The organism is Pseudooceanicola batsensis HTCC2597, assembly GCF_000152725.1.
Lineage (GTDB): Bacteria > Pseudomonadota > Alphaproteobacteria > Rhodobacterales > Rhodobacteraceae > Pseudooceanicola > Pseudooceanicola batsensis.
In genome coordinates, this window is record NZ_CH724131.1 from 1,294,791 (window position 1) to 1,310,108 (window position 15,318).

18 protein-coding genes are annotated in these 15,318 nt (G+C 68.3%); 11 read left to right on the plus strand and 7 right to left on the minus strand.

Annotation, left to right across the window (positions count from 1 at the left end):
• Positions 1 to 11: 11 nt before the first annotated feature.
• Positions 12 to 362, minus strand: a complete 351-nt coding sequence (locus tag OB2597_RS10170) for a DUF883 family protein (RefSeq protein ID WP_009805464.1) — start codon at positions 360 to 362, stop codon at positions 12 to 14.
• A gap of 174 nt (positions 363 to 536) precedes the next feature.
• Here OB2597_RS10170 and OB2597_RS10175 point away from each other — a divergent pair, with 174 nt between their 5' ends.
• Entirely contained in the window at positions 537 to 1,199 is a 663-nt protein-coding gene (locus tag OB2597_RS10175; protein WP_009805465.1) for a hypothetical protein, read from the plus strand.
• Between the two features lie 3 nt (positions 1,200 to 1,202).
• On the opposite strand, the gene OB2597_RS10180 is transcribed toward OB2597_RS10175, so the two are convergent.
• Together OB2597_RS10180 and OB2597_RS10185 are read right to left on the minus strand one after the other, a co-directional pair.
• A complete protein-coding gene (locus OB2597_RS10180; RefSeq protein WP_009805466.1) occupies positions 1,203 to 1,865 on the minus strand; it encodes an SOS response-associated peptidase in 663 nt (220 codons plus the stop codon).
• Positions 1,866 to 1,872: 7 nt separating this feature from the next.
• Positions 1,873 to 2,181, minus strand: coding sequence for a DnaJ family domain-containing protein (locus OB2597_RS10185; protein ID WP_040609255.1), 309 nt, complete (start codon positions 2,179 to 2,181; stop codon positions 1,873 to 1,875).
• Positions 2,182 to 2,439: 258 nt separating this feature from the next.
• On the opposite strand from OB2597_RS10185, the gene OB2597_RS10190 reads away from it, so the two are divergent.
• Positions 2,440 to 3,093 (plus strand): SGNH/GDSL hydrolase family protein, encoded by a 654-nt coding sequence (locus OB2597_RS10190; protein WP_009805468.1) that lies wholly within the window; start codon positions 2,440 to 2,442, stop codon positions 3,091 to 3,093.
• 454 nt (positions 3,094 to 3,547) lie between these two features.
• On the opposite strand, the gene OB2597_RS10195 is transcribed toward OB2597_RS10190, so the two are convergent.
• Positions 3,548 to 5,116, minus strand: coding sequence for a bifunctional metallophosphatase/5'-nucleotidase (locus OB2597_RS10195; protein WP_009805469.1), 1,569 nt, complete (start codon positions 5,114 to 5,116; stop codon positions 3,548 to 3,550).
• A gap of 218 nt (positions 5,117 to 5,334) precedes the next feature.
• Here OB2597_RS10195 and OB2597_RS10200 point away from each other — a divergent pair, with 218 nt between their 5' ends.
• Genes OB2597_RS10200 through arsC form a run of 3 tightly spaced genes read left to right on the plus strand, consistent with a single transcriptional unit; the run spans position 5,335 to position 7,069 of the window.
• Entirely contained in the window at positions 5,335 to 5,673 is a 339-nt protein-coding gene (locus OB2597_RS10200) for a DUF952 domain-containing protein (RefSeq protein ID WP_009805470.1), read from the plus strand.
• Entirely contained in the window at positions 5,670 to 6,728 is a 1,059-nt protein-coding gene (locus OB2597_RS10205; RefSeq protein WP_009805471.1) for a quinone-dependent dihydroorotate dehydrogenase, read from the plus strand. The genes OB2597_RS10200 and OB2597_RS10205 overlap by 4 nt, the downstream gene beginning before the upstream one ends.
• Positions 6,725 to 7,069 carry an arsenate reductase (glutaredoxin) gene (arsC, locus tag OB2597_RS10210; RefSeq protein ID WP_009805472.1) on the plus strand — a complete coding sequence of 115 codons (345 nt, stop codon included), beginning with the start codon at positions 6,725 to 6,727 and terminating at the stop codon, positions 7,067 to 7,069. Before OB2597_RS10205 ends, arsC begins: the two co-directional genes overlap by 4 nt.
• A 185-nt stretch (positions 7,070 to 7,254) precedes the next feature.
• On the opposite strand, the gene OB2597_RS10215 is transcribed toward arsC, so the two are convergent.
• From OB2597_RS10215 to OB2597_RS10225, 3 genes are read right to left on the minus strand one after another with little or no spacing between them, the layout of a single operon-like run.
• Complete coding sequence (locus OB2597_RS10215) at positions 7,255 to 8,580, minus strand: MATE family efflux transporter (protein WP_009805473.1); 1,326 nt, start codon at positions 8,578 to 8,580, stop codon at positions 7,255 to 7,257.
• Entirely contained in the window at positions 8,573 to 9,103 is a 531-nt protein-coding gene (locus OB2597_RS10220; RefSeq protein ID WP_009805474.1) for a PaaI family thioesterase, read from the minus strand. The genes OB2597_RS10215 and OB2597_RS10220 overlap by 8 nt, the downstream gene beginning before the upstream one ends.
• Positions 9,100 to 9,573 (minus strand): PaaI family thioesterase, encoded by a 474-nt coding sequence (locus OB2597_RS10225; protein WP_009805475.1) that lies wholly within the window; start codon positions 9,571 to 9,573, stop codon positions 9,100 to 9,102. Before OB2597_RS10225 ends, OB2597_RS10220 begins: the two co-directional genes overlap by 4 nt.
• A 161-nt stretch (positions 9,574 to 9,734) precedes the next feature.
• Between OB2597_RS10225 and OB2597_RS10230 the strand changes: the two genes are divergently transcribed.
• The 6 genes from OB2597_RS10230 (at position 9,735) to OB2597_RS10255 (ending at position 15,095) form a co-directional block, all read left to right on the plus strand.
• Positions 9,735 to 10,148 carry a MerR family transcriptional regulator gene (locus OB2597_RS10230; protein WP_009805476.1) on the plus strand — a complete coding sequence of 138 codons (414 nt, stop codon included), beginning with the start codon at positions 9,735 to 9,737 and terminating at the stop codon, positions 10,146 to 10,148.
• 187 nt (positions 10,149 to 10,335) lie between these two features.
• Positions 10,336 to 10,740 (plus strand): MerR family transcriptional regulator, encoded by a 405-nt coding sequence (locus tag OB2597_RS10235; protein ID WP_009805477.1) that lies wholly within the window; start codon positions 10,336 to 10,338, stop codon positions 10,738 to 10,740.
• A 27-nt stretch (positions 10,741 to 10,767) separates the two neighbouring features.
• Positions 10,768 to 12,546 carry an acyl-CoA dehydrogenase C-terminal domain-containing protein gene (locus OB2597_RS10240; protein ID WP_009805478.1) on the plus strand — a complete coding sequence of 593 codons (1,779 nt, stop codon included), beginning with the start codon at positions 10,768 to 10,770 and terminating at the stop codon, positions 12,544 to 12,546.
• Between the two features lie 157 nt (positions 12,547 to 12,703).
• Positions 12,704 to 12,916, plus strand: a complete 213-nt coding sequence (locus OB2597_RS10245) for a hypothetical protein (RefSeq protein WP_009805479.1) — start codon at positions 12,704 to 12,706, stop codon at positions 12,914 to 12,916.
• 315 nt (positions 12,917 to 13,231) lie between these two features.
• Positions 13,232 to 13,867 carry a glutathione S-transferase family protein gene (locus tag OB2597_RS10250; RefSeq protein WP_009805480.1) on the plus strand — a complete coding sequence of 212 codons (636 nt, stop codon included), beginning with the start codon at positions 13,232 to 13,234 and terminating at the stop codon, positions 13,865 to 13,867.
• 16 nt (positions 13,868 to 13,883) lie between these two features.
• Positions 13,884 to 15,095: an acetyl-CoA C-acetyltransferase gene (locus OB2597_RS10255; RefSeq protein ID WP_009805481.1), complete on the plus strand. Its 1,212-nt coding sequence runs from the start codon at positions 13,884 to 13,886 to the stop codon at positions 15,093 to 15,095.
• Positions 15,096 to 15,318 lie beyond the last annotated feature (223 nt).

Here is a 15,318-nt window from a genome sequence, read left to right on the forward strand (position 1 = left end):
GCCCGCCCCGATCAGCGGCGCGCCGAGATCAGCCCGAGCAGAAAGCCGACGCCCGCCGCGATCCCGACGGCGGCGGTCGGATTCTCGCGCACGGCGCTTTCGGCCTGCGCATAGCCGGACCGGAGCTGCGCCTCGGCGTCGTGGCCCATCTTCTCGGCGCGGGCACGCATGTCATCGGCGGTGCGGTTGGCGGCCCGGCGGGCCTCTTCGCCGCGGGCGCGGCCGTAGCCGGCAACGGCGCGGGTCAACTCGGCCACATCGGCCTGCAGCGCGGCGATCTGTTCCTTGACGTCGTCGGCGCTGGCGCCGGCCTTGGAATTCTTGCCGCCGGTGCCGTTCGAGGTCGCGGTGGTGTCTGCCATCGGGTCTCTCCTGTCTGTTCGGATCCTTTCCGCAACAACGTCATCAACAACCGATTGTTCCCGAAACGCCGCCCCTCACCCGCCGAATGCCGGATCTTCGACCCATTTTCGACGCATTCGAGCTTTAGGAATTCCCAAACCCTTCCTTGAGACGTTCATGGGGAAATGACGCACATGCAAGCAATCCTGTTCCGCCCCCTCGTCCTGCCGCTCGCCCTGGTGGCCGGCCTCGTCATGTCCAGCGCGACACCTTCGCAGGCCGGTCTCTTCGACTGCTTCTTCGGAGGCTGCTGGAACTGGGGCGGCGGCGGGGGCGGCGACGATGACGACGGTGGCGCGGCCAACGAGGATGTGGCCCCCACGGGGATCATCCATCCCGTCTACATGGTGGGGTCGTCCTTCTTCCCCGACCGCGTGCATGCCCAGCCCGGCGACGAGATCAAGTTCTACAACCTCGCCTATACCAGCCAGAGGATCCGCGCGGACGATTATTCGTGGGAAAGCGACTATCTCTCCCGGAACGACTCCTGGTCGCTGATCGTGCAGGCCGACACCGAACTCGAATTCCGCAAATCCGGCTATGGCGGAACCTATTACGGCGAGATCAAGCTGCAATCGCCACCCTCGGCGGTCGATTTCGGCGACCTGGTGGATCCGGACGGCAATGTCGTGGGCAAGGATGGCAGCGCGATCGGCCTGGCCGAGGGGCTGGGCGAGACGCTGGCGCATGTCGGCGGCAGCCTGCGCGATGTGGGCGGCGGCCTGACCTCGGCGCTCTTCGGAGACGGCAATGGCGGCGAGCTCGGCCTCGGCACACTCGGCCTCGGCAACAACTGACCGTCACCCGGCCAGCGGGTCGACCAGCCCGGCGCCGGAGGCACGGTTCGAGTTCACCTCGGTCCCGACGCGATACATCGCATAGACCGCGTCGGGCGCGGCCCGCATCAGAGGTGCCGCACCCCTGCCCTCTTCGCCCAGCCACAGCGCCCAGTCCTTCGGCTCAAGTATGACCGGAATACGGTTGTGGATGTCCGCCATCGCGCCCCCGGCCTCCGTCGTGACGATGGCGCAGGCCGTCAACGCCTCGTCGCCCCGCGCCCATGCCTGCCAGATGCCGGCCACGACCATCGGCGCCCCGTCGCGCCGGTGGATGAACCAGGGCAGCTTCTGCCCGCCGGCGCGGTCCCATTCGTAGAACCCGTCCATCGCGATCAGGCAGCGCCGCGCGCGCGCGGCCTCGCGGAAGGCCGGCTTCTCGGCGATCGTCTCGGACCGGGCGTTGATCAGCAGCGGACCGTCGGTCGGCGTCTTGTACCAGTGCGGAACGAATCCCCACCTCATGGCGGTCAGGCGCCGCCGCCCGTCGCCGAGAGAACAGACGTTCACCGGTACGGTCGGGCAGACGTTGAAGTTCGGCACCTCGGCCAGGTCATTGGCGGGCGCCGCCTCGAAGAGCTGCGCCATCGCCTCCGGAGGCAGGGTGACCGCGAACCGCCCGCACATGCCGGGCTCAGCGCGCCCAGGCCTTGCGGGCCATGTCGATCCGCGCCTCCATCATGGACATCGACTTCATGATCTCGGTCCGCTTCGTCCGATCGGTCACGCCGGCGAGTTCCGCCCGCAGCCGCCGGAGTTCGCGCCCGAGCGAGACGAATTCCGGCTCGGCCCCGTTCTCTTCCATGATGCGGCGGATGAGGGCGTTCTCGGGATCGTCGACGCGCGGCAGCGGCTTGCCCGCGCCCGGCAGGTCGTCGAAGGCGCCGTTCTTTTCGGCCTCGGCGATCCGGGCCGAGATGAGGTCCATCAATGGGTGATCCATGGCACGAAGATAGGACCGAAAGGGCCGGAGGGAAAGAGCGCCGCGCAAGTCGGGGGGCCCGGCGCGAGGGACCGGGCGCGGGTCATCCTCGGGCTCGACCCGAGGTTCTCCTGCCCCCATGCGGCACATCCCCGACGAGATCGTCGGGGCGAGCCGGGGATGCCTCTCGCACCGGGGCGCCCATGCGGCCCCGAGGGGCCATGACGGATTGCACGGGGCAGCTTGACCCCGGACCCGGCGGGATCATTTCCTTACCGCATGACACGCTGGCTGCTCCTCACCCTCGCCCTCGCCCTCTCTCTTCTCGCCGCCTGCGGCCGTGGTGTGCCTCAGGATGCGCGGATCGTCGTCGCCGGAGATTCGGTCATGGCCTGGAACCGCAGCGCGGGCGCTTCGGTGGCGGACCGGCTCGAGGCGCGGCTGGGAGAGCCCGTGGGCGATGTCTCTCTCCCGCTGGCGCAGGTCACAGGCGGACGCGGGCCGCTGAACATCCCCGCGCAACTCGACGGGGTCCGGGCGCCCTGGGTGGTGCTGAACGGCGGCGCCAACGACCTGAGCGGCTGCGATTGCGCGCGCTGCGAACCGGTTCTCGACCGGCTGATCTCGGACGATGGGAGACGCGGCGCGAACCCGGCGCTGGTGACCGATCTGCGCGCGCGCGGATCGCGGGTGGTCTGGGCGGATTACTACACCTCGCCGCGCTACGCGGGTACGGCCTGCGAGGCGCCCTACCGGGTGCTCGAAACCCGTCTGGCGCGCATGGCGGCCTCAGATCCCGGGGTGACGCTGGTCGACATGGACAGGGTGTTCAGCCCCGACGACCTTTCGCTCTTCGCGTCGGACCGGACCCACCCGTCGCGCAAGGGATCGGCGCGCATGGCCGACACGATCGCCCCGTTGCTGCGACGGTGAGAGCCGCGCGTCCGCGCCCCCGGGGCGGTCCGCTTCCCCTCTCGCGGTGAGCTCTCCCACCCCGGCGCGACAACGCCGCGCCAGAACCGGGCCGACGCCGTCCCGGCCGTTCCGGTTCCTGTGGTTGCCCGACGATCGCGCACGAGGGCGGCCCGCGAGCACCGCCCCGAGCGGCGCGCCGGCACGTCCCGCCGGGCGGGCCGGGCGGGCGACCGCCCCGGTGTGCCGCGCACATTCGGGTGTTGCGGAACCTGTCGCTCGGCACCCCCTCCAACCTCGGCGATGCCCCCGCACCCCCGCCCAGAGGGTGCGCCGGACCAGCCGCCTCACCGACACGGGACCCCGATAAAAAACGCCCCCGCAGGCCACTGCGGAGGCGTCGGGAGCCGGCGGTCGCTCCACCAGCAGATGATGCGCCCCGCCGGTTTCGTCCGCGAGGCCGGGCCAGTGCCCCTTACTTCTGCGTGATCCGGCCGTCGGTATAGGGTGCGTAGGGCCCCTGCTCCGCCAGGTATTCCGCCGTCACATCGGCCAGATCGGGGCCGAAGTCATAGGCGTTCTCGGCATCGCGGAACATGGAATAGCCGTCGCCGCCGTTGCGGACATAGTTGTTGGTCACCGCGAGATAGGTCTTCTCGGGGTCGATTGGCACGAATTCCTCGCCCTCCTTCACCATCACGTCCGACACGCGGCTGCCCGGCTCGGCCGAGGCGTCGAAGGTGAACTTGAGCCCCGCCACCTGCGGGAAGCGGCCGGCGCCGTCCTCGATCTGGCTGACGCCGTTCTCGAGCGCCTCGACGATCGTCGCGCCGGAGGCCTCGAAGGTCGACAGCGTGTTCTGGAACGGCAGCACCGTCAGAACCTCGCCCATGGTCACCTCGCCCGCGTCGATCGAGGCCCGCAGACCGCCGCTGTTGGCGATGGCGATCTGCACGCCCTGATCCGCCACGCGGTCGAGCATCGCATCGGCGACCAGATTGCCCATGCTGCATTCCTGCGCACGGCAGACGTCCCGGTTGCCTTCGATCGCCTCGGAGGTTTCGGCCACGACCCGGTTGCGAATCTCGTCGAGCGGCGCGGCGGCTTCGCCGATGCGCGCCTTGACCTCTTCGTTCTCGGTCACGGCGGCATCCATGATGATCGGCGCGCCGCTGGCCTCGGTCACCTTGCCCGCGTCGTCGAAGGTCACGTTCAGCTCGCCCAGGAACTTGCCGTAGGCATAGGCCTGCACGATGGCCGTATCGCCGATCATGGTGGGATAGGCGCCCTCGGCCCCGTCCATGTCGCCCAGCAGCGTGTTGGAATGGCCGCCGACGATCACGTCGACGCCGGTGGTATTCTCGGCCACCTGCTTGTCGACGTTGTAGCCGGAGTGGGAGAGCACGATGATCTTGTTCACGCCATCGCCGGTCAGCTTGTCGACCTCGCCCTGCACGGCCTCTGACGGGTCGGTGAAGACGATGTTGGGCCCCGGCGAGGCCAGTTCAGGGGTGTCCTGCGGCGTCAGGCCGATCAGGCCGATCCGCTCGCCGCCCTGTTCGATCACGGTGGATTTCATCAGCACGTCCGCCAGCAGCGCCTCGCCCGAGACGTCGGCGTTGGACATCAGCACCGGGAACTCGACCGCGTCCATGAAGCCGCGCAGGACCTCGGGGCCGTCGTCGAATTCGTGGTTGCCCACGGTCATCGCGTCATAGCCCATCCGGTTCATCATCTCGGCGGCGAGCTTGCCCTTGTAATAGGTGTAGAACAACGTGCCCTGGAACTGGTCGCCCCCGTCCACGAGGATCGAGTTGTCCGACCGCGCGCGGGCCTCTTCGATGGCGGTGACCAGGCGGGCCGAGCCGCCGAAGCATTCGCCGGCGTCGTTGTCCTCGGCCGAGCAGCCCGAATCGTATTTCGAGATCGGTTCGAACCGGGCATGGAAGTCGTTGGTATGCAGGATGGTGAGCGAATAGTCGGCAGCGGCGGACCCGGCCGTCAGGGCCAGCGCGGCGGTACCGGTAAGCAGACGCGTCAACATGGGGAACCTCTTCTGTTGGATTATGCAGCGATGGTGGCGCGGCGCGCGGGGATAGTCAAAGGCGATCGTAGCGGCAAGCCGCGATCCGCGCGGCCCGGAGCCCGCCATGCCCGCTCCGGCCCCGTTCCCGCGCCGCGGGGCGCGGGTCGCGGGTGACGTCGTGGCCCCGCGCCGCGCCGGGGATTGACCGTCGCAGCGGTCTGGGCCATGCCACGCCCATGGCGATCTACAAGATATTCCGGCGCGCCGAATGGGACGACCTGGCGCGGCACGGCGAGACCGCGGGGGCGCCGGTCGACCTCGCGGACGGGTTCATTCATTTCTCGACCGCCGCGCAGGCGCCCGAGACCGCGGCGAAACACTTCGCCGGGGCCACCGGGCTGGTGCTCGCCGCGGTGGAGGCCGAGGCCCTGGGCGATGCGCTGAAATGGGAGGTGTCGCGCGGCGGCGCGCTGTTCCCCCATCTCTACCGGCCCCTGCGGCGCGCGGATATTCTGTGGCAGGCCGACCTGCCGCTGGTGGACGGGCGCCACGTCTTTCCGGACCGCATGACATGAGCCTCGCGGAACGGATCGGACTGAGGGCGCTGCGGTCGGTCGATCCCGAAACCGCGCACCGCCTGGCCCTGAAGGGGCTGAAACTCGGGCTCGTCCCGCTGCCGGGCGCGATCACCTCGCCCCGGCTTGCCACCGAGGTCGCCGGGCTGGACCTGCCCAACCCCCTCGGGCTTGCGGCCGGGTTCGACAAGAACGCCGAATGCCTGGCACCGCTGGGTCGCGCCGGGTTCGGCTTTGTCGAGGTCGGAGCGGCCACGCCCCGGCCGCAGCCGGGAAACCCGCGCCCGCGGCTCTTCCGCCTGCCCGGGGACGGCGCGGTGATCAACCGCTTCGGCTTCAACAACCACGGGATGGAGGCCATCGCCACCCGGCTCGAGCGCCGGCCGCAGGGCGGCATCGTCGGCCTGAACCTCGGGGCGAACAAGGACAGCGCCGACCGGTCCGAGGACTACGCCCGCGTGCTGGCCCGCTGCGGACCGCATGTCGATTTCGCCACGATCAACGTCAGCTCGCCCAACACCGAGAACCTGCGCGACCTGCAGGGGGCGGCGGCGCTCGAGGCGCTGCTGCTCAAGGTGACCGAGGCGCGCGACTGGCTGCCCCGGCGCATCCCGCTATTCCTCAAGATCGCGCCGGACCTGACCGAGGCGGAACTGGCCGATGTCGCGCGGATCGTGATCTATCGCGGCATCGACGGCATCGTCGCCACCAACACGACGCTGAGCCGCCGGGGCCTGACCGACGCGCACCGCACCGAAAAGGGCGGGCTTTCGGGCGCGCCGCTCTTCGCGCCCTCGACCCGGGTGCTGGCCCGGCTTCACGACCTGACCGGGGGCAACGTGCCGCTCATCGGCGTCGGCGGCATCGCATCGGCGGAAGACGCCTATGCCAAGATCCGCGCCGGTGCTTCGGCCTTGCAGCTCTATACCGCCCTGGCCTATCAGGGCCTGTCGCTCGCCGCCGGGATCCTGCGCGGGCTGGACGCTCTGCTGCAACGCGACGGCTATGCCAATGTGGCCGAGGCCGTCGGGACAGGACGGAAGGACTGGCTTTGATCCTCTGGCACAACCCCCGCTGCTCCAAGTCGCGCCAGGCGCTGGCGCTGATCGAATCGCATGGCCACCGGCCCAAGATCCGCGCCTACCTGCACGACGCCCCGAGCGAGGACGAGATCCGCGGCGTCCTGGCGAGTCTGCGCCTGGCCCCCATCGGCATGATGCGGCGGTCGGAGAAGAGGTTCGCGGAACTGGGCCTGAGCGCGCAGTCCGAGCCCGACACGCTGATCGCCGCCATGGCGGAGAACCCTATCCTGATCGAACGTCCGATCCTGATCGTGGGCTCGCGCGCCGCCATCGGCCGGCCGGTCGAGAACCTCCTGCCGCTGCTCACGGACTGACCGAACGGACCCCGCCCCGGGTCGGGCCCCATTGAGACCTGTGGCGCACGGCGCATTCCCCGCTGCGCGGGCGCTTGCCGTTCGGGCGGCGCCCCCGGCCCGACCGCGCGGGGCTCTGCCCCGCACCCCGGGATATTTTCCGGACCAAAGAAGCAGGGGCGCGCGCATGGGCCGGGGGGGCGGTCTCAGGCGGCCTCCGGCGGCAGGTCGGCCGAGGCTTCGAGCGCGGGGTATTTCCAGGCCAGGGTCGCGCCGCGGGCGATGAAGGAGACGAGCAGCGCCATCCAGAGCCCGTGGTTGCCGAAGGCCGGGATCAGCGTGACCACGGCGAGGCAGTAGATCGCGAAGCTGACGGCCATCATGTTGCGCATGTCCCGGGACCGCGCCGCGCCGATGAAGATGCCGTCGAACATCCAGCTGGCGCAGCCGGCGAGCGGCGCCGCCACCATCCAGGGCAGATAGTCGCGCGCGGCGAGCCGCACCTCGGGCGCCGTGGCCATCAGGTCGATGATCATCCCGCCCGCGAGGGCGAAGACCAGCGCCATGAGGACGCAGATGGCGCCCCCCCAGATGCCGGTCATCACGCCGCCCCGGCGCAGGGCCGCGCGGTCGCGGCGGCCGAGCGCCTGGCCGACGAAGGCCTCGGCCGCGAAGGCGAACCCGTCCATCGCATAGGCGGTGATGAACATGAACTGCATCAGCACCTGGTTCGCGGCCAGGTGCACGTCGCCGAAATCCGAACCGAAGTAGATGAACGAGACCAGGATCATCTCGAGCAGCAGCGACCGGATCAGGATGTCGCGGTTGACCACCGCCATGCGCGTCAGCCGGGCGCGGTCGAAGACCCGGGGCCAGTCGCGCCAGGCGGGGACGCGGAAGGCCGCGCGGCAGAGCCAGAGCCCGACGAGGCAGCCGGTCCATTCCGCGATCAAGGTGGCCGTGGCCACCCCCGACACGCCCCAGTCGAAGCCCAGCACGAAGAGCAGGTCGAGCCCCATGTTGAGCCCGTTCATCAGCACCTGGACGACAAGCACCGCGCCGGTCCTTTCCTGCGCGATGAGCCAGCCGGTGATGCCGAAGACGGCGATCGCCGCCGGCGCCGACCAGATGCGGATGCCCATGTAGGCCCGCGCCAGCTCCTCGACCTCGGGCGAGGCGGGCGAGAGGGCGAAGGCCGCGCCGAAGATCGGCCCCTGCAGGAGGATCAGCGCCAGCCCGCCGGTCGCCGCGATCAGCAGGGCGCGGGTCAGCAGGGCCGCGACCTCGTGGCTCTGGCCGGCGCCGATCGCGTTGGCGGTCAGGCCGGTGGTCCCCATCCGGAGAAAGCCGAACATCCAGTAGATGGCGGTGAGGGTGATGCCGCCGATCCCCACGGCGCCGATCGGCGCCGCCGCGCCCATCTGCCCCACGACGCCCGTGTCCACGGCCGCCAGCAGCGGAACGGTGGCGTTCGACAGGACGATCGGCAGGGCGATCCGGAGCACGCGGCGATGCGTGATCGGATCAGCCATCGCCGTCTCCGTCCCCGGGACGGCGGGGCATCAGGAAATGGCCCGTGGCCTGGGCGAAGGGCCGGTCGCGGTTGTCCTGCCAGGCCTCGGCCTGGACGCTGGCGTAGCGGCGGCCCGACCGGGTGATGCGCGCCCGGGCATACCCGTCGCGCGGCAGGCCCGAGCGCAGGTAGTCGATGGTGAAGTCGATGGTCTTGGGCAGGCGCGGCATCCGGTCATCGGCGGGATCGAGCGCCCCGCTCTCGACCTCGTCCCAGAGCATCGACCAGCCAAGCTCGACCACGGCCGCGATTTCGAGAAAACCCGCGATCACCCCGCCGTGCAGCGCCGGCAGCATCGGGTTGCCGATCAGCCTGTCGTCGAAGGGCAGGATGGCGGTGAGCTCGTCCCCGCGCCGGTCGAAGCGCACGCCGAGAAACTGCGCGTAAGGCACCCGCCCGACGAGCGCCGCCAGCGCCGCATCGCGCCGCTGCTTGATCACCTGGACCGGTTCGGGCCGGTCCTGTGGCCTCTTCGCGCTCATGACGCCGCCGCGAAGGTGAAGGCGCCGGTCGCCGCCGCCACGGGCCGCTCGGTGTCGTCGTCCAGCGCCTCGGCCCGCACGAAGGCGACCGAGCGGGTGACGTGATAGCATTCGGCCCGCGCGATGACGGCCTGACCGGGCGTGGCGGCGCGCATGTAGTCGATGCGCAGATCCAGGGTCGCCGTGCCGCCGGTATTCTCGGGATGACAGATCACCGCCGCGCCGCAGGTCGAATCGAGCAGGGAGGACACGGCTCCGCCGTGCAGCACCCCGGTGTCGGGATCGCCCACGAGTTCGGCGCTGTAGGGCAGCAGGAATTCGGCCCGGCCCTCCCCGAGGCTGCGCACCTCGAGCCCCAGCGCCTTGGCGTGCGGCAGCGCCTCCATGAACTGGCGGGTCATCCGGATGACCTCTTCCCGGGACCGGCGCCGGGACGGTTTCGAAGGCTCGGGGGTATCGTTCGGCGGCATGGCGGCTCCTTTGCGGGGACTATGCTCGCCAAAGCGCAGGAGGGGCAAGCCCCGCCCGCCGTTACCCGGCCACCACCTTGCGGCGAGGCCGGATTCGGGACAAGATGCCCCCGCGTCAGAATCCAAGGCGTTCAGGCACAACCAGGGCGGAGACCCGGCAGATGACCGAATCACGCATAAGTTTCAAGGAGATGTGCGCCAAGTTCGACGTGACCCCGCGGACGCTGCGGTATTACGAGTACATCGAACTGCTCAGCCCCGAGCGCGAGGGCCGCTCGCGCTTCTATTCCTCCCGCGACTGCGCCCGGATGAAGCTGATCCTGCGGGGGCGCAAGTACGGCTTTTCGCTGGAATCCATCCGCCAGTGGCTCGACATCTACGACGAGGAGGGCTCGGCCGCCCAGATGAAGATCTGGATCGAGAACGCCGACGCCCAGCTGGACGAGCTGCGCCGCCAGCGCGAACAGATCGACGAGACGATAGAAGAGCTTCAGGCGCTGCGCGACCGCACGGCGGCCTCTTCCGAGGCCTTTCGCGAATCGAAGGACGCGGTGGCGGATATCGTCGAGAAATAGGCGCGCCGGTCGCGCCGGAGACCCTCGCGATTTACAAAAGTTTCACGAATGGCGGGTTTACCTTGCTTGATGTTACGTCAACTTTGAAATGACGCGACGTACCGCTTACGCTTGCGTCAACCACCGTTGTATCGAGAGCTGTGTTCTGGTTTTTGACCATTTGATCAAAAATCGTCGGAAGTGAACCATGAACACCCAAGACCAGATGACGATCCGCGAGATGTGCGAAGCCTTCCAGGTCACCGCGCGCACCCTGCGGTTCTATGAAGCGAAGGAGCTCTTGTTTCCGATCCGTATCGGCCAGAAGCGGCTTTTCACCCGGCGCGACCGGGCCCGGCTGAAACTGATCCTGCGCGGCAAGCGCTTCGGATTCAGCCTCGAGGAAATCCGCCAGCTGCTCGACCTCTACGACATGGGCGACCAGCAGCACACGCAGCTGATCCAGACCTACGAGGTCGCCGAGCAACGACTGGCGGACATGGAGAAGCAGCGTGACGATCTGAACGCCGCGATCGCGGAACTGAAAGAGCAGATGGACTGGGGCGCCAAGATGATCGCGTCCCTGAAACAGGACAAGAAGGCGGCGGAATAACCCCTCCGCCGACAAAGGGAGAGAGCCATGCCGACCTTTACCGCCCCCGTCAAGGACATGCAGTTCATCCTGCACGACGTTCTGAAGACGTCCGAGCAGGATGTGACCGGGTACGACGATCTCGACCGGGACTTCACCGCCGCGATCCTCGAAGAGGCCGGCAAGCTCGCCTCCGAGGTCTTCGCGCCGCTGAACGCCGTCGGCGACAGCCAGGGCGTGACGCTTGAGAACGGTGTGGTCCGCACCCCCGAGGGCTTCAAGGAGGCCTTCGAACGGTTCCGCGAAGGCGGCTGGGCCGGGCTGGACTGCGACCCCGACTACGGCGGCCAGGGCCTGCCCTACCTGCTCTCGACCGCCACGGGCGAGATCTTCTCGTCCTCGAACATGGCCTTCATGATGTACCCGGGCCTGACCCACGGCGCCTATTCCGCCATCCATGCCCACGGGACGGACGCGCAGAAGCAGACCTATCTGCCCAAGATGGTCAGCTGCGAATGGACCGGCACGATGAACCTGACGGAGCCGCATTGCGGCACGGACCTGGGCCTCATGCGGACCAGGGCCGAGCCGCAGGACGACGGCTCCTATGCCATCACGGGGCAGAAGATCTTCATCTCCGCCGGCGATCACGACATGTCCGAGAACGTGATCCACCTTGTCCTCGCCAAGATCCCCGGCGGTCCCGAAGGCATCAAGGGCGTGTCGCTCTTCATCGTGCCCAAGTTCCTCGTCAAGGACGACAACACCCCCGGCGACCGCAACGCCGTCTCGGTCGGCAAGGTCGAGGAGAAGATGGGCATCCACGGAAACGCCACCTGCGTGATGAACTACGACGGCGCGACCGGCTACCTCCTGGGCGAGGAGCACAAGGGCATGCGCGCCATGTTCACCATGATGAACGAGGCGCGCCTGGGCGTGGCGATGCAGGGCCTCTCCCAGGCCACCGTCGCCTACGAGAACGCGCTGGCCTATGCCAAGGACCGTCTGCAGGGCCGCGCCGTCACCGGCGCCGAGAACCCCGACGGCCCGGCGGATCCGCTGATCGTCCACCCCGACATCCGCCGGTCGCTCATGGACCAGAAGAGCTTTGTCGAGGGCGCCCGCGCCTTCGGCCTCTGGTCCGCCTCGCTGATCGACCGCTCGCATCGCATGGGCGACGACCAGGCCGAGGGGCTCGTCTCGCTCATGACCCCGGTGCTCAAGGGCTTCCTCACCGATCAGGGCTTCGACATGACCGTGCTGGCACAGCAGATCTACGGCGGTCACGGCTATATCGAGGAATGGGGCATGTCGCAGTTCACCCGCGACGCCCGCATCGCCATGATCTACGAAGGCGCGAACGGCATCCAGGCGCTCGACCTCGTCGGCCGCAAGCTGGCGGCGCAGGGCGGCAAGCCCGCCATGGCCTTCTTCGAGGAGATCAAGGGGTTCATCAAGGAGAACTCCGATGACGAGGACCTGAAGGCCAACTTCATGGACCCGCTCAAGACCGCGTCCAAGCAGCTGCAGGAAGCGGCGATGTTCTTCATGCAGAACGGCATGAAGAACCCGAACGAGGCGCTCTCGGGCTCCTACGATTTCATGCACCTCTTCGGCCACGTCTGCCTGGGCTACATGTGGGCCCGCATGGCGGTCGTCGCGAAGGCCGCGCTGGCCGCCGGTGCCGAGGACCGAGACTTCTACGACACCAAGCTCGCGACAGGCCGCTATTACATGGCCCGCCGTCTGCCCGCCTGCGCCATGCACGTGGCCCGGATCACCTCCGGCGCCGAAACCGTCATGGCACTCGACGCGGCCAACTTCTGAGCCGGGACCAACCCGCGCCATGCGATCCGACGGGGGGCGTCAGCCTCCGCTCACGGGATCCGGCGGCCCACCCGCCGGTCGAGGCAGGGATGTCCGTGCAGGGGGGGCTTGCACGGACATCCGAACGCCCCAACTGCGGTCATGGAGGACAGACCCGATGCCGAAACGCTTCCGCCTGACCCGCCGCTTCCCCGTGGCGATGACCGAGGACGGCTACCGTAGGCTGAAACGCTTTGCCGGGGAGGCCGGCCTGGACGAGGGCGAGGCGCTCTCCTTTCTCTTCGAGAACTTCGACAGCGTGACGGACGAGGACAACCTCACCCACAGGCTGCGCCTGTTCAATTCGGAACTGGAGGACCGCAAGCGGTGACGGAGCCGCGCACATCTCGGGCCTCGTATTGGCGGTTGCGGCGGGATGCCTCCGGCGGGAGTATTTCCGGCAAGATGAAGAGGCAGGCGCGCAAGATGATCCACCCCGTCCCGCTCCACGCGATTGGTTACCCGATATGTCGGGACGGGGCTTCACCTTGCACGTCCATCGGCTCTCCAGCCTGTGACGCGGATGCAGTATGGGCGCATTAACCTTAACGCGGGATGAATCCCCCTTCATCTTGCTGAAATACTCCACGGGGGGCGCGGGGGGTGTGAGACCCCCCGCCTGCGCAACGGTCAAGGGAGGACGACCATGATCAAACTCTACTGTTTCGGGGAAAGCGGCAATGCCTACAAGGCCGCCCTGCCCCTCTCGCTCTCCGGTCTCGACTGGGAACCGGTCAAGGTGGACTTCTTCGGCGGCGAGGCGCGCAGCCCCGAGTACCGGACGCTCAACAACATGGGCGAGGTCCCCGTGCTGGTCGACGGCGACGTCACGATCACCCAGTCCGGTGTCATCCAGATGTACATCTCGGAAAAGACCGGGAAGTTCGGCGGTTCCTCCGAAGAAGAGGAGCGCGAGGTCCTGCGCTGGATGTTCTGGGACAATCACAAGATGTCCTCGCAATGCGGCGTGCAGCGCTTCCTGATGAATTTCCTCCCCGAGGAAAAGCGCCCGCCCGAGGTGATCGCCTTCAACGCCGGCCGTCTCAACTCCGCCTTCAAGACGCTGGAGACGGCGCTCCAGGGCCGCGACTGGCTGGTGGGCGACGGACCGACCAATGCGGATTTCTCGTGCTGCGGCTATCTCTTCTATCCCGAACCCTTCGGATTCCTGCGCAACGACTGGCCCGAGATCGACCGCTGGCTGAAGAACATCCAGTCGCTGGACGGCTGGAAACACCCCTATGACCTGATGCCCGGTCGGCCTTCCGACCGCGGCCTTTGAAACCAAGGAGGCAGACATGACAGACGCCTATATCTACGACGCCGTACGCAGCCCGCGCGGCAAGGGCCGCCCCGACGGCTCGCTGCACGAGGTGACCTCGGTCGCGCTCGGCAAGCAGATGCTGAACGCCATCAAGGAACGCTCGGATCTCGATGGTCACGCCGTCGAGGACGTGATCTGGGGCAATGCGACACAGGCCATGGAACAGGGCGGCTGCCTCGCGCGGACCACCGTCCTTGCCTCCGACCTCGACGAGCGCATCCCCGGCCTTTCGATCAACCGCTTCTGCGCCTCCGGCATGGAGGCGGTGAACCTCGCCGCCAACCAGGTGAAGGGCGGTGCGGGCGCGGCCTATATCGCCGGCGGTGTCGAGATGATGAGCCGCGTGCCCATGGGCTCGGACGGCGCGGCCGTGGCGGTGGACCCGACCGTGGCGCTTGACGACTATTTCGTGCCGCAGGGCATTTCGGCCGACATCATCGCCACCGAATACGGGTTCTCCCGCGATGACGTCGACGCCTTCGCCGTGGAATCCCAGAAGCGCGCCGTCGCCGCATGGGAGGACAAGCGGTTCGACAAGTCGATCGTGACCATCCGCGACGTCAACGGCCTGCCGATCCTGTCCTACGACGAATACATCCGCCCGGGCACCGACATGCAGGCGCTCGGCTCGCTCAAGGCCTCGTTCAGGGAGATGGGCGAGGTCATGCCCGGCTTCGACAATGTCGCCAAGCTGAAATACCCGCATCTCGAGCGGATCAACCACGTCCACCATGCCGGGAATTCCTCGGGCATCGTGGACGGCTCGGCCGCGGTTCTGGTGGGCAACAAGGAGTTCGGCGAGAAATACGGGCTCAAGCCCCGTGCCGTGATCCGCGCCACCGCCAAGATCGGCACCGACCCGACGATCATGCTCACCGGCCCCGTCCCCGCGACCGAGCGCATCCTCGAACAATCGGGCATGTCGATCTCGGACATCGACCTCTTCGAGGTGAACGAGGCGTTCTCGGCCGTCGTGCTGCGGTTCATGCAGGCCTTCGACGTCGATCACGACAAGCTGAACGTGAACGGTGGCGCCATCGCCATGGGCCACCCGCTCGGCGCGTCCGGCGCGATCATCATCGGCACCCTGCTCGACGAGATGGAGCGCCGCGGCCTGGGCACCGGCCTCGCCACGCTCTGCGTCGCCTCCGGCATGGGCGCGGCAACCATCATCGAGCGGGTGTGACGGTGCGCCGCCAGCCTCTCCGGATCGAGGGACGCGCCCGCTTCCGGGCGGACGCACCCGTTCCGGACGTGGCCTGGCGGTTCGTCCCGACACAGTCGGACCGCGGTCGTGCGGCATTCCGCAGCGCCGATATGCCCTCCCGGAGAGAGGGTCGGGCGCGTCCCGGGACTGGACGCCCCGGGACCGGAACCGACACCCGTGACACTCGAAATTCCACCCTGTC

Coding starts and splice junctions, on each gene's coding strand:
- OB2597_RS10235 (WP_009805477.1), top strand. CDS start 10,336: ATGAACACCCAAGACCAGATGACGATCCGCGAGATGTGCGAAGCCTTC.
- OB2597_RS10250 (WP_009805480.1), top strand. CDS start 13,232: ATGATCAAACTCTACTGTTTCGGGGAAAGCGGCAATGCCTACAAGGCC.
- OB2597_RS10215 (WP_009805473.1), bottom strand. CDS start 8,580: ATGGCTGATCCGATCACGCATCGCCGCGTGCTCCGGATCGCCCTGCCG.
- OB2597_RS10225 (WP_009805475.1), bottom strand. CDS start 9,573: ATGCCGCCGAACGATACCCCCGAGCCTTCGAAACCGTCCCGGCGCCGG.
- OB2597_RS10230 (WP_009805476.1), top strand. CDS start 9,735: ATGACCGAATCACGCATAAGTTTCAAGGAGATGTGCGCCAAGTTCGAC.
- OB2597_RS10255 (WP_009805481.1), top strand. CDS start 13,884: ATGACAGACGCCTATATCTACGACGCCGTACGCAGCCCGCGCGGCAAG.
- OB2597_RS10200 (WP_009805470.1), top strand. CDS start 5,335: ATGGCGATCTACAAGATATTCCGGCGCGCCGAATGGGACGACCTGGCG.
- OB2597_RS10245 (WP_009805479.1), top strand. CDS start 12,704: ATGCCGAAACGCTTCCGCCTGACCCGCCGCTTCCCCGTGGCGATGACC.
- OB2597_RS10170 (WP_009805464.1), bottom strand. CDS start 362: ATGGCAGACACCACCGCGACCTCGAACGGCACCGGCGGCAAGAATTCC.
- OB2597_RS10205 (WP_009805471.1), top strand. CDS start 5,670: ATGAGCCTCGCGGAACGGATCGGACTGAGGGCGCTGCGGTCGGTCGAT.
- OB2597_RS10185 (WP_040609255.1), bottom strand. CDS start 2,181: ATGGATCACCCATTGATGGACCTCATCTCGGCCCGGATCGCCGAGGCC.
- OB2597_RS10195 (WP_009805469.1), bottom strand. CDS start 5,116: ATGTTGACGCGTCTGCTTACCGGTACCGCCGCGCTGGCCCTGACGGCC.
- OB2597_RS10175 (WP_009805465.1), top strand. CDS start 537: ATGCAAGCAATCCTGTTCCGCCCCCTCGTCCTGCCGCTCGCCCTGGTG.
- OB2597_RS10180 (WP_009805466.1), bottom strand. CDS start 1,865: ATGTGCGGGCGGTTCGCGGTCACCCTGCCTCCGGAGGCGATGGCGCAG.
- OB2597_RS10190 (WP_009805468.1), top strand. CDS start 2,440: ATGACACGCTGGCTGCTCCTCACCCTCGCCCTCGCCCTCTCTCTTCTC.
- OB2597_RS10240 (WP_009805478.1), top strand. CDS start 10,768: ATGCCGACCTTTACCGCCCCCGTCAAGGACATGCAGTTCATCCTGCAC.
- OB2597_RS10220 (WP_009805474.1), bottom strand. CDS start 9,103: ATGAGCGCGAAGAGGCCACAGGACCGGCCCGAACCGGTCCAGGTGATC.